Source organism: Paracoccus wurundjeri, from assembly GCF_030678915.1.
Lineage (GTDB): Bacteria > Pseudomonadota > Alphaproteobacteria > Rhodobacterales > Rhodobacteraceae > Paracoccus > Paracoccus onubensis_A.
This window is the reverse complement of the sequence record NZ_JAUUTZ010000012.1, coordinates 104,118-117,880: the sequence shown is the minus strand read 5'-3', so window position 1 is coordinate 117,880 and position 13,763 is coordinate 104,118. Positions and strand designations below refer to the sequence as shown.

12 protein-coding genes are annotated in these 13,763 nt (G+C 60.3%); 9 read left to right on the top strand and 3 right to left on the bottom strand.

Going from position 1 to position 13,763, the window contains the following annotated elements; all coding sequences use genetic code 11:
* Positions 1–163 precede the first annotated feature (163 nt).
* From Q0601_RS13520 to Q0601_RS13495, 6 genes are all read left to right on the top strand, one after another.
* Positions 164–1,366 (top strand): acetyl-CoA C-acyltransferase, encoded by a 1,203-nt coding sequence (locus Q0601_RS13520; protein ID WP_305290373.1) that lies wholly within the window; start codon positions 164–166, stop codon positions 1,364–1,366.
* 145 nt (positions 1,367–1,511) lie between these two features.
* On the top strand, positions 1,512–2,573 hold the full coding sequence (gene dctP / locus Q0601_RS13515; RefSeq protein ID WP_305290372.1) for a TRAP transporter substrate-binding protein DctP: 1,062 nt from the start codon (positions 1,512–1,514) through the stop codon (positions 2,571–2,573).
* A gap of 126 nt (positions 2,574–2,699) precedes the next feature.
* Positions 2,700–3,263 carry a TRAP transporter small permease subunit gene (locus tag Q0601_RS13510; protein ID WP_305290371.1) on the top strand — a complete coding sequence of 188 codons (564 nt, stop codon included), beginning with the start codon at positions 2,700–2,702 and terminating at the stop codon, positions 3,261–3,263.
* Positions 3,260–4,573, top strand: coding sequence for a TRAP transporter large permease (locus tag Q0601_RS13505; protein ID WP_305290370.1), 1,314 nt, complete (start codon positions 3,260–3,262; stop codon positions 4,571–4,573). Before Q0601_RS13510 ends, Q0601_RS13505 begins: the two co-directional genes overlap by 4 nt.
* A gap of 57 nt (positions 4,574–4,630) precedes the next feature.
* Complete coding sequence (locus Q0601_RS13500) at positions 4,631–5,044, top strand: PaaI family thioesterase (protein ID WP_305290369.1); 414 nt, start codon at positions 4,631–4,633, stop codon at positions 5,042–5,044.
* A gap of 89 nt (positions 5,045–5,133) precedes the next feature.
* Positions 5,134–5,796, top strand: coding sequence for a TetR/AcrR family transcriptional regulator (locus Q0601_RS13495; protein ID WP_305290368.1), 663 nt, complete (start codon positions 5,134–5,136; stop codon positions 5,794–5,796).
* Between the two features lie 57 nt (positions 5,797–5,853).
* On the opposite strand, the gene Q0601_RS13490 is transcribed toward Q0601_RS13495, so the two are convergent.
* The 3 genes from Q0601_RS13490 to Q0601_RS13480 form a co-directional block, all read right to left on the bottom strand.
* A complete protein-coding gene (locus Q0601_RS13490) occupies positions 5,854–6,618 on the bottom strand; it encodes an SDR family NAD(P)-dependent oxidoreductase (RefSeq protein WP_305290367.1) in 765 nt (254 codons plus the stop codon).
* 67 nt (positions 6,619–6,685) lie between these two features.
* Positions 6,686–8,392 (bottom strand): class I adenylate-forming enzyme family protein, encoded by a 1,707-nt coding sequence (locus tag Q0601_RS13485; protein ID WP_305290366.1) that lies wholly within the window; start codon positions 8,390–8,392, stop codon positions 6,686–6,688.
* Positions 8,393–8,515: 123 nt separating this feature from the next.
* The gene (locus Q0601_RS13480; RefSeq protein ID WP_305290365.1) at positions 8,516–9,616 is read right to left on the bottom strand and encodes a phosphotransferase family protein; all 1,101 of its coding nucleotides are present in this window, start codon (positions 9,614–9,616) and stop codon (positions 8,516–8,518) included.
* A 275-nt stretch (positions 9,617–9,891) separates the two neighbouring features.
* Here Q0601_RS13480 and Q0601_RS13475 point away from each other — a divergent pair, with 275 nt between their 5' ends.
* The 3 genes from Q0601_RS13475 to Q0601_RS13465 all read left to right on the top strand — a co-directional run bounded on the left by Q0601_RS13475 (position 9,892) and on the right by Q0601_RS13465 (position 13,685).
* Positions 9,892–11,187, top strand: a complete 1,296-nt coding sequence (locus Q0601_RS13475) for an acyl-CoA dehydrogenase family protein (protein ID WP_305290364.1) — start codon at positions 9,892–9,894, stop codon at positions 11,185–11,187.
* Positions 11,188–11,329: 142 nt separating this feature from the next.
* Entirely contained in the window at positions 11,330–12,748 is a 1,419-nt protein-coding gene (locus Q0601_RS13470; RefSeq protein WP_305290363.1) for an MATE family efflux transporter, read from the top strand.
* A gap of 73 nt (positions 12,749–12,821) precedes the next feature.
* Positions 12,822–13,685: an acyl-CoA thioesterase gene (locus tag Q0601_RS13465; RefSeq protein WP_305290362.1), complete on the top strand. Its 864-nt coding sequence runs from the start codon at positions 12,822–12,824 to the stop codon at positions 13,683–13,685.
* The last annotated feature ends 78 nt before the right edge of the window (positions 13,686–13,763 follow it).

Sequence of the window (13,763 nt, the reverse complement as noted above, 5' to 3'; positions counted from 1 at the left end):
GAAGCGCACATCTTGTCAAACGATTTTCAAAATGGCATTTTGCATAGCGAAACACCCATGCAGGAAAGCGGACAGGGCATTCTTGCTTGGGATCGCGCCCGGTACGGATTTAGGCGGTACCGCCATCGAATCCCTGCCGCCGCAAAGGAATGGGAGGCAAGATATGCGTGATGCCGTAATCGTTTCCACTGCGCGGACCCCTATTGGCAAAGCATATCGGGGCGCATTCAACGATACGCAGGCTCAGCAACTGATCGGCCATGCAGTGTCCCATGCGGTCAGCCGGGCGGGCGTCGATCCGGCGGAAATACAGGATTGCATCATCGGTTGTGCCATCCAGCAGGGCAGCACGGGTGCCAATATCGGCCGGCAAGCAGTCATCCGGGCCGGTTTGCCCGATACGATTGCGGGCATGTCGATCGACCGGCAATGTGCCTCGGGGATGATGGCGATCGCGACGGCGGCCAAGCAGATCATCCATGACGGCATGGATATCGCCATCGGTGGCGGCGTTGAAAGTATCAGTCTGGTCCAGAACCAGAATCTGCGTCAGGATCGCCGCACCGACCCGTGGATCGACCGGCATCTCCCCTCGCTTTACATGACCATGCTGGAAACCGCCGAAATCGTCGCCGAGCGATACGGGGTCACGCGCGAGGATCAGGACGCCTATGCCTTGCGGTCTCAGCAGCGCACAGCCGAGGCGCAAAAGTCCGGCAGGTTCGACGATGAGATCGTGCCGCTGAAAACCGTCAAGAAAGTCATGAACAAGGAAACCAGCGAGGTCTCGGATGTCGAGGTCGAACTTGATCGCGACGAAGGCAACCGCCCCCAGACCACGCTGGAGGATTTGCAGCGCCTTTCGCCAGTGTTCAAGGACGGTCAGGTCATCGGGGAAGGGAAGCATATCACCGCCGGGAATGCCTCGCAGCTTTCGGATGGCGCATCAGCCTCGGTCCTGATGGAAGCAAAGAAAGCCGAGAAGATGGGGCTGCAACCGCTTGGCCGGTATATTGGGGTCATGGCAGCGGGTCTGGCACCGGATGAGATGGGCATCGGACCGATCCATGCCGTTCCCCCTTTGCTGCGGCTGCACGGATTGCAGGTGGAAGATATCGATCTGTGGGAACTGAACGAGGCATTTGCCTGTCAGGTCCTTCACTCGGCCCGGGTTCTTGGAATCCCGGATGAGTTGCTGAACGTGAATGGCGGCGCGATCTCGATCGGCCATCCCTATGGCATGTCGGGCGCGCGCATGGTCGGCCATGCCCTGATCGAGGGCAAAAGACGCGGCGCCAGATACGTCGTCTGCACTATGTGCGTCGGCGGCGGCATGGGTGCGGCGGGATTGTTCGAAGTTCTTTGAAATTCGCCGCCAATAACAGGTTAATTATATGAAATACAATAATAAAATTGACACAAATCATGCCGGAAACTTCCCGGACACTTGTCAGGGGAATGAAGAATAACGGCGGCGCAAACAGCCGGATTGAAACCAACGGGAGGATAAGATGAAATATACCAATAAGGTTTCCGCCAAAGCGGCAGGGATCAAACGGCGTGCATTGCTGCGCGGCGGAGCGCTTGCGGCGGTTGCGTCACCGGCGCTTGTCGGCAAGGCTTTGGCCGCCGGCGAGGTGACCTGGCGGGTGCAGGCTCACTGGCCCAAGGCATCGGCATCTTTCACGGACAGTCTTGAAACGATGTCAGCCGCCCTTGCCGAACGCACCGACGGCGCATTCAAGCTTGAACTTCTTGGCGAGGGAGAGTTCGCCAAGGGTCCGGATATCTTCAATCTCGTCAGCAAGGGCGTGGTTCCCATGGGAACGCTGGCCGCTTCCTATTTCGAGGATCAGGCGACGGTCGCGAATTTCGTCTATGGCATGCCCGGCACCTTCAGGGAGGCGTGGGAGTTTTCGCATGCTCTGAAAAATCTGGGGCTCGAGGCGCTGCTGAACGAAGAACTGGCGCCGAAAGGCGTCATGCTGAAGCCCGAAAAGGTCCTGCCGGTCGAGATGACCGCATCCAAAAAGATCGAGTCCGCCGCCGATTTCCAGGGTCTCAAGATCCGCTCGGCCGGGGCGATGATGGATTTCCTGACAGCCGCAGGCGCCGCTCCGCAATATATCGCAGGCGCCGAACTGTATCAGGCGCTTAGCTCGGGTGTCGTCGACGGGGCGCATTGGGGCGCGGCGGTCGGTGCCAAATCCATGTCGCTATGGGAAGTGTGCAAATATCACTACAAACCGGTGCTTGCGCAGACGACGGATTCCTATCTGTTCAACCTGAAGGCGTTGGAAGAATTAAGCGACGATTTGCGCTCGGCGCTTATGGACACGATCGAAACGCGATTTTTCCTTCGCACCGCCGAGTATCAGCACGAAGAAGCACTGGCGATTGCGGATGGCGTGGCCAACCAGAATCTGGAAGTTCTGACCCTGCCCGATGAAGTGCTTGAAATGCTGGCGCAGGCGTCGGGCGAAATATTGGAGTCAGAAGGCCAGCGCAGCGAAATGGCCGGAAAAGCGGCTGACATCTACCGCAATCTCATGGCCGATCTGGGCTACATCTGATCTTGCGGGCCTGCGTGCGGGTCTGTCACCGGCGCCCGGCGGCAAGGCTGGACAAATCCGGAAATGACGGATCGGGCGGCTGGTGACTGCCCCCCGCATAGCAAATTTGCACAAGGAACTTGAACCATGTTTCAGGCGGCACGCGCCGTAACGCGCATCAATCGCTTTATCGGACGTTGGGTTTCGCTTGCGGTGATTTTCCTGTTCGTCTTCCTGCTGATCGACGTGATCATGCGTTATCTGATCGGCAGACCAACGATCTGGACCTCGGAACTCGCCACGCTGATATTCGGAGGCTATGCCATCCTTGGCGGCGGATATCTTCTTGCCGACCGGGCGCATGTGAATGTCGATATCTTCTACGGAAAATTAAGCGCCCGCCGCAAGGCGCTGCTGGATATCCTGACATGGCCGCTCTTCCTGCTTTTCGTAGGCATATTGCTGTGGCAGGGATGGGTCATCGCCTCGGATTCCATCGGTAGGCTCGAGCGTTCCAACTCGATCTGGAATCCGCCTCTCTGGCCGACGAAGCTGCTTATCCCGGTCGCCGCAATTCTGCTTTTACTGCAAGGTCTTGTCCGTCTTTGGGCAGATATCCGGGTCGTTATGGGCCTGCCGGTTCCAGATGACATCTTTGGCAGCCCGGCCAGTAGCGATCATGCTCAGGACACACAGGAGATACATCCATGAGCGTCGAGATCCTGACATTCCTGTTCTTCGGCGCGCTGCTGCTGTTCATCCTTCTGGGATCGCCGCTGACTTTCGTTCTTGGCGGCATCTCGGTCGTTTTCCTTTACTACGAAATGGGTTCCGTAGGGTTCTACCTGCTGGCGTCGAAAATGTGGGAAACGATGCAGTCGCCCACATTGATGGCCATCCCGTTATTCGTATACATGGCCGTATTGCTTGAGAAATCAGGGGTCGCGAACGATCTTTACAGCATGATGCATCTGTGGTGGGGCGGGCTGCGCGGCGGCCTGGCCATCGGAACGGTGCTGATCTGCGTGATCTTCGCCGCCATGTCCGGCATATCGGGCGCGGCTGTGGTGACCATGGGAACCATCGCGCTGCCCAAGATGCTTGAACGCGGTTATGACAAGAAACTGGCATTGGGCGCCATCAATGCGGGCGGAGGCTGGGGCATCCTGATTCCGCCATCCATCCTCATGGTGCTTTATTCGCTGCTGACCGAGGTTTCTGTCGGACGCCTTTTCGCGGCGGGAATTGGGCCGGGGCTGCTGCTGTTCGTACTTGTTTCGATCTATATCGGGGTCCGCTGCTGGCTTCAGCCCGAGCTGGGCCCCGCCCTGCCCCGGGAAGAACGCGCGGGTTGGGGGCCAAAGCTTCGTTCGTTGAAGGCCGTGATCCTTCCGATCCTTATCGTCGCCATCGTGCTTGGCGCGATCTTCGGAGGCTATGCGACACCCACCGAGGCCGCCGCCATCGGCGTTTTCGGCGCGCTTGTCGCCACATTGGTGAATCGCCAGCTTTCATGGCGTGTGATCCATGATACCTCGATCGCCACATTGCGCCTGACCGCACTTGTCATCTGGATCCTTTTTGCGGCGCATGCCTTTTCGGCGGCTTATACCGCATTGGGGGCGCAAAGCATGATGTCGAACCTGATGGGCTTCATTCCCGGCGGGAAATGGGGCGCCCTTCTGTTCATGCTGATGATCCTGTTTCTGTTCGGGATGGTGCTCGACCCGGTCGGCATCATGCTGATCACATTGCCGGTCTTCCTGCCGGTGATCCGCGAAGCGGGTTTCGATCCGATCTGGTTCGGCATCCTGTTCATCATCATGATGGAAGTGGGCTACATGACGCCGCCATTCGGGTTCAACCTGTTCTATCTGAAAGGCGTTGCGCCGCCGGGCGTCACCATGGGCGACATCTACAGCTCGGTCATTCCCTATGTTCTGGTGACGCTGCTGGGCGTTCTGCTGATCATCCTGATCCCGGGCATCGCGCTGTACATTCCAAATCTGCTTTACGGCTGATAGAAGCCTTGCCGGACGGATAGATCATCCGGCAAGGCAGACAGGGATCCTGACCATATGACCACCCGGATCGACGCGGATCTTATCGAGGATCCTTACCCGTTTCAGGCCCATATGGGCTATGAACTGACGGGCTGGTCAGAAGATTACTCGCGGTTCGAGATGCCGATCCGCAGATTTATCGAAAATCGCTACGGCATTCCGCATGGCGGCATTTACGGGGTTTTGCTGGATACGGTCATGGGCTTCGCAGGATGCTATACCGGCGATCCCGAACAGCGCAGATTTGCCATGACGTTATCAATGAATGTGAATTTTCTGTCGCGCCCGAAGGGGAAACGTCTCACCGCCGAGGGCTGGCGCAAGGGCGGCGGCCGTTCGACCTTCTTCGCCGAAGGTCGTGTGACCGACGATACCGGCGAGGTTCTGGCCACCGGAACCGGGGTTTTCCGCTATCGTCGAACGGGTTGAAATAACCTGTGGGCAGCCGGCACGTTGCAACGCCTGCCCTGCGCCGCTAGGTTTTTGCATGGCCCGGGCAAATCGGAGACGTTGGATCAGTGGCTCGTGAAAATGCACGTATGCGCGCGGTGCGCAAAGAGCTTCTGGAAGAGGCCGATATCACCAATGTCCGCAATCGGGATCTGATCCAGGCCAAGCGCCAGCAGATCTGCGAGGGCGCGCTGGAGCTTTTTATCGAAAAGGGTTTCGCGGCCACGACCATCCGCGACATCTGCGCGCGTTCGGGCGTGAATCAGGCCAGTATCTACGATTATATCGCGGACAAGAACGATATCCTGCGCCGCCTGCTGAATCAGCTGTGGTTCCGTACGGATGTGCCGACCCTGCCGGATATCCTGGCCGATCATTCCGTACCGCTTGAGGAGGCGATCGAGCGCTATCTGATCGTTTCGTGGAAGCGCAAGCGTCAGGCGACCCTGCTTGCCTATCGGACCATTCCGCATCTGCGGCAGGAAGACCGCCGCGCCATGCGGCTGCGCGAAATCGCCGTCATGAAGGATCTGGCGGATCAGCTTGCGGATCGGCTGGGTGTCGGGCCGGGGGATCAGCGGCTGGAAATCATCGCCAATCTGATGGTTTTCCTGAGTGCTTTCGGACCCATGCGCGATTGGCTGAACCGTGATCAACCCGACGAGTTGATCGCCCGGACGATCGCGAAAGGCGCGGCCGCCATGATCAGGGCGAGTATCGGCGGGGATTGAGGGCGCAGGCCGGGTTCCGGATCGGGCGTCGCCATATCGCCTGCGGGGCGGCTTTGTTCAGGTCCACATATTCGATCCGCCGCAAAGGGTAAGCGCCTGCCCCGTCATGTAACGGCTGGCATCCGAGGCAAGAAAAACCGCGATCCCCGCGAAATCCTCGGGCTCGCCCAGCCGGCGCAATGGGATGTCGTTCTGGATCCGCTTTTCGACATCGGGGTTTTCCCATAATTCGCGCGCGAATTCCGTACGCACCAATCCCGGGCAGATGGCGTTGAACCGCACACCCTTCGGCCCGAATTCAGCAGCCAGATTCCGCACCAGCCCGATCAGTGCCAGCTTGGACATGCCATAGGTGCCCAGCATGACCGAAGGCTTGAATGCCCCGATGGAAGAGGTGAAAGCGACCGAGCCCGCACCCTTTTCGATCATGTCGGGCACCACCATGCCGGCAAGCCACAGGTTCGACTGCACATTCGTCTTCAGGGTCTTGTCATAGGCGTCATCGGGGATCTGCGAGGTCGGGCCATAATAGGGATTGACCCCGGCATTGCCGATCACCACGTCGATCTTGCCCGCGACGGAACGGGTTTCATCCACCAAAGCCTGCAACTGGTCCCTGTGGCCCGCATTGCAGGCGACGCCATACGCCCTGCCCTTCCCAAGCGAATTGATACTGGCTGCGGCCGCATCCAGCTGATCCTGCTTGCGGGCCGATATCACCACCGTCGCGCCATGTTCCGCCAGCGCCTTCGCCATGGCGAATCCCATGCCCCGCGACGCACCGGTCAGCAGCGCAACCTTGCCGGTCAGGTCGAACATCATGTCTGGAACTCCTTTTTTTCCAACGATGGTTTTCGGGCGGCGATGCCCGCCCGCGGATCGCCTGCGGTCAGGGCGGCGCCCCAAGACAGGCAAGGCGCACAGCACGACGGTCGGTCTTGTCCGTGGCGCCGCGCGCCAGCGGCTCGTATTGGCACCAGAGTTTCTGGGGAATCTTGAATCGCGCCAGATGCTGCCCAAGGTAATCCGACATGGCATCAAGGCTCATCCCGGTGCCGGGGCGAAGCTGAATGGCGATTCCCACGATCTCGCCCAGCCGCTGGTCCGGGACGGGGAAGGCGCAGGCCTCGATGACATCAGGATGGCCATGCAACGCGCCTTCCACCTCGAGGCAGGAAATATTCTCGCCGCCCCGGATGATGATATGCTTCTTGCGGTCAAGGATGGTGACAAAGCCTTCATCGTCGATCACGCCGATATCCCCGGTACTCAGCCAGCCGTCTTTCAGCACCCGCGCAGTTTCTTCCGGCTGGTTCAGGTAACAGCGCATATTCGCCAGGCTCTTGACGGTGATTTCGCCCAGCGAACCCGGCGGAAGTTCCGCGCCCGCATCGTTCACGATACGGATTTCCTGCACCGGCGGGTAAAGCCGCCCCGCCGCATCCGGGCGCCTGACATAATCATCGCCGAACATCCCGATCCCCAATGCATTGGTTTCGGTCATGCCCCAGCCGGTGCCGATATCGGCCTGCGGAAAGGCCCGTGCAAGCTGCGCGACCTGTGGCGCCGGGCGTTTCGCGCCACCCGCCCCGACATAGCGCAACGAGTGCAGCGCCGCGCCGGTTTCGCGCACCGCCTCCATCAGTTCCGCCGATTGGGTCGGCACGCCAAGGAACCGGGTGACATTCCGCGCCTCGATCAGCCGGATCGCCTCGTACGGGTCCCATTTATACATGAGCGTCACCGTTGCGGGCGCCAGAAGACTGTAAAGAAACATCGTATGGCAGGCCGTGGTGTGGAAAAGCGGCGTGACGATCAACACGGAAACGGGCAGCGCCGGAGGCGTATCGGGGCCGGCAGGAAACACGAGCGGCTTCAGCGACATCTGCATCACCCATGTATAGACTGCCGTGACCGCGCCGCGATGGGTCTGGACCACGCCTTTCGGATGGCCGGTCGAACCCGAGGAATACATGATCTGGAAATCGTCATCGGGATGGATTGCGGCAGTGACGGCTGCGTCATCCGGGGCCGCGTGCAGCATGGAACTGTAGCATGGGGCGTCCGCATGCTCGCCATCACTGACTCCGATGATCGTCAGGTCATGGCGTTTTCGCAGCGGCTCCAGACGCTCTGCGCGCGGTCCGTCGGCGAAGATCACCCGCGCCCTGCAGTCGCTCAGGGCGTAATCCAGTTCTTGGCTCGTCCACCATGCATTCAGATTGACGACGACCGCGCCCAGCGACGAAATCGCCAGAAACGAGATCATGAATTCGGGATAGTTCCGCATGGCGATGGCAACGCGGGTGCCTTTGGTCACGCCAAGCTGCTCGCGAAGCGACCATGCGATGCGATTCACATCACGGCAGAATTCATCATAGGTCCAGCATTCGTCCCGATACGCAAGATAAGCCGCCGCGCCATTGCCATGCCGTTCCCGGCAATCCCGCATCAGATCGGGTATGCTTGGCGGACAGTTTCGAAACGCCTTGTAGCTGACGCCGTTCACCATCACCCTGGTCGTGTGGAACATCGGGTTGGTGGTCGTGACGTGGTGAACTGCCTGCTCGAAACTCATCGAAGCGGTCGCTGTCATGCAAAATGCCTCTTCATGCAGGGTGAAATCCCAAATATCGCCACGATATCCGCGAACCGTTCATACGCAGAGATCCCGCCAGTCCTGACGCGCCATTCGCGGGTCGAACCGATCGTTGGCATGTCACTCTGCCCCGGTCCGGGCAATCTGGCAGCCGATCTCTGCCACGCGCCGGGCACGGGCGCCGTCTTGCCTGGCATCGGCGCTTGCGCTGCTGACATTGCCACGAGCCGCGCGGGCCGCGACGCCCTGAACGATCGCGGCATAGCGGAAACAGGCAAAGGCAAGGAAAACCGGCCAATCCCCGACCCGGGACAGCCCCATCCCCTTGCAATAGCGGTCAAGCACCTGCGCTTCGTCCGGCAATCCCGCCGCCATCGGATCCACTGCCTTGGGCAGATCCGGCGGAAAGCGATATTGCAGGCAGAGATATGCCAGATCGGCAAGCGGATGACCAATGGTCGAAAGCTCCCAATCCAGAACGGCGATGACGCGCGGCTCTGTCGGATGGACGATCACATTGCCAAGGCGGAAATCGCCATGCGAGATGGCGCCCAGATCCGCCACATCGGAATGCGCGATCAGCCAGTCGCGCAGCCAGTCCAGTTGCGAATAGTCGAAATCCCGCGGAAGATCGGATTTGGCGCCTTCGTATTGCCGTGCCCATAGCTTGACCTGCCGGGTCAGATAAGCCTTGGACTGCCCAAAACCTTCGAGACCGGCGGCCCGCCAGTTGACGCGGTGCAGATCTATCAGCGTATCGACCAGCGAGTGCATCATCGCCGGGCGCTGTTCACGCAGGATCGTACCCATCGCCGGATCGGTGATAACACGCCCGTCGACAAAACGCATGATAAAGAATTCCGCCCCGATGACCTGCGGATCCTCGCAATAGGCGATCATTTCCGGAACCGGAACCGCGCTATCGCCAAGCGCCCGCATCACCCGATATTCACGGTCGACAGCATGCGCCTTGGGCAGCAGTTTCCCCGGCGGCTTTTTTCGCAGAACGAAGCGCCCACCCAGACGCGAGGTCAGCATGAAACTCGGGTTGGACATGCCTCCCTGAAATTGCTGCAATTCAAAGCCTTCCCGAAATTCGGGCACTCGATCTGACAGCCAGACCCGCAATGCATCGGTATCGAACCTGTGCGTAGGCAGAGGATCGACCAGAACCGGCGCGGAATTGCCGGATTGCCGCATTATGCCCGAGCCGGTTTTCATCTGACCTCCCGATTGTGCGGAACATTGCCGGGAATTTTCCTGACACTTGTCAGTTATCTATAATTCCCGCTCCCAGGCCGGTCAATCGGCGCGGTCAGGAAATTGCGGAATCTGCAAATCACTGCCGGCCGGGCTTGACCCGGAACAAAACCCGGCATTAAAACTGACAAATGTCAGGAAAACCCCGCTCCGGCCGATACGTCCGGGAATCATAGGGGCAAGGAACGGATTTTCCGGCGACACGCCGGTTTCGGCACAAGTCAGGGGGGGAACGAATGTCACAGGCGAATCCGCAGGACGAATTGCATAATCTGGCGATGTCGGAAGCCGCGCGCCCCTTGCTGGAAAAGGTCGTCAGGCATATCCGCGAGAATTGCGATCCGGCGCTGGCCGAATATGAACGGCTGGGCAGGAATCGTCAGGAACGCTTTTCCTTCGCGCCTGGCCAGCTTGAAATCCTTGACGATCTGAAGGCCCGGGCAAAAAGCGCCGGGCTGTGGAACTTCTTCCTGCCCGATGCGGAAACCGGAGAGGGGCTTTCCAATCTCGACTACGCCTATATCGCCTTTGAACTGGGCAAGAACCCCCTTGCCCAGCAATCGCTGAACTGTTCCGCCCCCGATACCGGCAATATGGAGGTGCTGGAGCGGGTCGGCACTCCGGAACAGAAAGAGAAATGGTTAAAGCCACTTCTGAACGGCGAAATCCGGTCGGCATTCGCCATGACCGAACCCGATGTCGCCTCATCGGATGCGAAGAATATCAGCACAAGCGCGGTGCTGAAGAATGGCGAATGGGTCATCAACGGCGAGAAATATTTCATCTCGGGCGCGGGGGATCCGCGTTGCAGGATCATGATCGTCATGGTCAAGACCTCGCCCGATGCCGAACCGTTCCGCCAGCAAAGCCAGATCCTTGTGCCGATGGATACGCCGGGCGTGAAGGTGCTGGGCCCGATGCGGGTATTCGGCCATGATGATGCGCCGCATGGGCATATGCATATCGTCTTCGACAATGTCCGGGTGCCGGAACAGAACATCCTTTGGGGCGAGGGCCGTGGTTTCGAGATCAGCCAGCTTCGGCTGGGACCGGGACGAATCCACCACTGCATGCGCTCTATCGGGGCGGCCGAGAAGGCGCTTGACCTGATGATCCACCGGGGTCTGAGCCGGGAAGCGTTCGGCAGGAAGATCATCGATCTTGGCAAGAACATGGAAACCGTCTCGCGCGCGCGGATCGAGATCGACGCGATGCGTCTGCTGGTGCTCAAGGCCGCCCGGGCGATGGATGTTCTGGGCAACAAAGAGGCGCGGATCTGGGTCTCGAAGGCGAAGGCCATGGTGCCCGAAAGATGCTGCCGGATCATCGACGACGCCATGCAGATGCACGGGGCCACCGGTATCAGCCAATGGACCGACCTGCCCGAGATGTATATCAGGCAGCGCACCCTCCGCTTTGCCGACGGCCCGGACGAGGTGCATCACCACGTCATCGCCCGCGCCGAACGCCAGGCTTTCGAAAGCTCGAATGACAGGCAGGCGGCAGTCCGGAACTGGACCATCAGGAACTAGGCATGGTGCAGGCCGGGACATCCCTTACCGTCAGAACCGTTTCCATCCCGCGGTTCTGTGGTTACAAGCAAAGGCGCCCTAATCAGCATCGTTTCAACCTTGCTTTCCGATTGCGGACAACCTGAAGGAGCCGGGCCGGATCATGTCGCATCGGGAACCTGACCCGGCCATATCGCCGCAGCCGGATCGCGCCGATGCGGCATCCCTGACGCGCGCCGCCCGGACCCGCCGGTTCCTGGAAGCGCCTGTCGCGCCGACACTGGCGCGCCTTGCCGCGCCAAATATCGTGGCGATGGCGGTGCAATGCGCCATGAGCATCGCGGAAGGCTATTTTGCCGGACAGATGGGCGTAACGGCGCTTGCCGGGCTCGCGCTGGTCTTCCCGCTTGTCACGCTGACCCAGGCGCTGTCCGCCGGCGCCATGGGTGGGGCGATCTCCTCGGCCGTCGCCCGCGCCCTTGGCGCGAATAACGAACGCCGCGCCGCCGGTCTGGTCTTCGCCGCATGGATATTGGCGGTGTCGATCGCCGCGCTTTCGGCGGTACTGATGGCATTGTTCGGACGCCCGATACTTGGGTTGCTGGGCGGAGGCGGAGGCAATGCCGTGGACGCCGCACTGACCTATGCCGCAGTGTATTTCCCCGGATGCATCTCGTTGTGGCTCTGCCATTCGACGCTCAGCGTGTTGCGCGGCACCGGCAATATGGTGGCTCCTGCGGTGGTGCTGGTGCTGGTTTCGACGGGTTCGATCCCCCTGTCGGGCGCATTCGGGCTGGGATGGGGGCCGTTTCCCGCGCTTGGAATGGCAGGGCTGGCACTGGGAATGGTGCTGGCCTATGCCACCGGCGCGCTTGCCGCCATCGCCTATATCCTGTCGGGCAGGGCCGGTTTATCGCTGCGCAGACGCCCGCCGCTGGCCGGTTCGGGGCTTTTCGCGGATATCCTTGGCGTCGGGCTTTCGGCGTCGCTGAACTCGGTGCTGACGATTCTGACGGTCGTCGCAATGGTCGGCCTGGTCGGACGTCACGGAGAGGCGGCGCTGGCCGGCTACGGTCTGGGCGCCCGTCTGGAATTCCTGATGATCCCCATCGTCTTCGGCATCGGCTCGGCGATGACCAGCATGGTCGGAGCGAATATCGGCGCGGGTCAGCGGGATCGCGCCCTTGCCATAGCCTGGACCGGATCGCTGACAGCCGCCGCGATTATCGGTGGTATCGGGATTGTGCTGGCGATCAATCCCGACCTGTGGCTGCTGATCTTCCTTTCGCCGGACCAGACCGAAACGCTTGCCATCGGCCGGACCTATTTCCATACCATCGCGCCATTCTATTTCTTCTTCGGGCTGGGGCTGGCCCTGTTCTTTGCCAGTCAGGGCGCGGGGCGGATGTTATGGCCGGTGGCCGGAAGCATCTGCCGCTTCGTCATTGCCTTTGGCGGCGCATTGCTTCTGGGCCGGGCGACCGATCTGGGCATTCAGGCCGTGTTCATCGCTATAGCCGCGGCAATGCTGATCTATGGCCTTGTGATCGCCATGGCCGTCAGGGCCTCGGGCTGGAGATGATCTTGGATTGCCCGCGCTTGTCATCCGCCCTTGTTGCTGCGACAACAGACTGGAATTCAAGGGGTTTGCCGCAATGACCGAAGCTGCACAACGGTTGCTTGAACTGCTCGATATCGAACGGATCGAGACCGACATGTTCCGTGGTTTTGTCGAGCAACAGCCGGGAAGAACGCGGATTTTCGGCGGGCATGTCATCGCGCAGGCGCTTATGGCCGCATATCGGACCGTGCCCGACCGCGCCTGTCACTCGCTGCATGCCTATTTCATCCGGCCCGGAGATCCGGCTTTGCCCGTCGTCTATCTGGTCGATCGCGCCCGCGACGGTGGCAGCTTCACGACCCGGCGCGTCGTCGCGATACAGCATGGTAAGCAGATCCTGAACATGTCCGCGTCATTCCAGATTGATGAGCGGGGCTGGGATTACCAGCACCCGATGCCCGCGATCGACGGCCCCGAAAACCATGCCGATCAGGCCGGGATACGCGCTATCCATGCCGATCGCGTTCCCGACCGGGTGCGGCAGGAATTCCTGCGCGAACGGCCGTTCGACATGCGCGAGGTGGAACCCCGCGATCCGGTTGATCCCGTCCGGGCCGATGACCGGAACAGCGTCTGGATCCGCATGCAGGCGGCTGCGGGACAATCCTCGGAAATGCAACACTGCCTTCTGGCCTATGCCTCGGATGCCAGCCTGCTGGGATCGTCGCTGCGCCCGCATGGGCTGACATGGGTGAAGGGCAATGTCATGATGGCAAGCCTTGATCATGCCATGTGGTTCCACGCACCGATCCGTTTCGAAGACTGGCATCTTTACAGCATGGACGCCCCCTTCACCGGAGGCGCGCGCGGCTTCAATCGCGGCATGATCTTCGATCAAAGCGGAAGGCTGGTGGCCAGCGTCGCGCAAGAGGGGCTGATGCGGCCGATCACACGCTAAAGCGGATCACCTCCAGTTAACCCGCAGCAACATTTTGCGGGTAATCAGATCATGCCGCGCCTGCCCGATTTCTCTCTC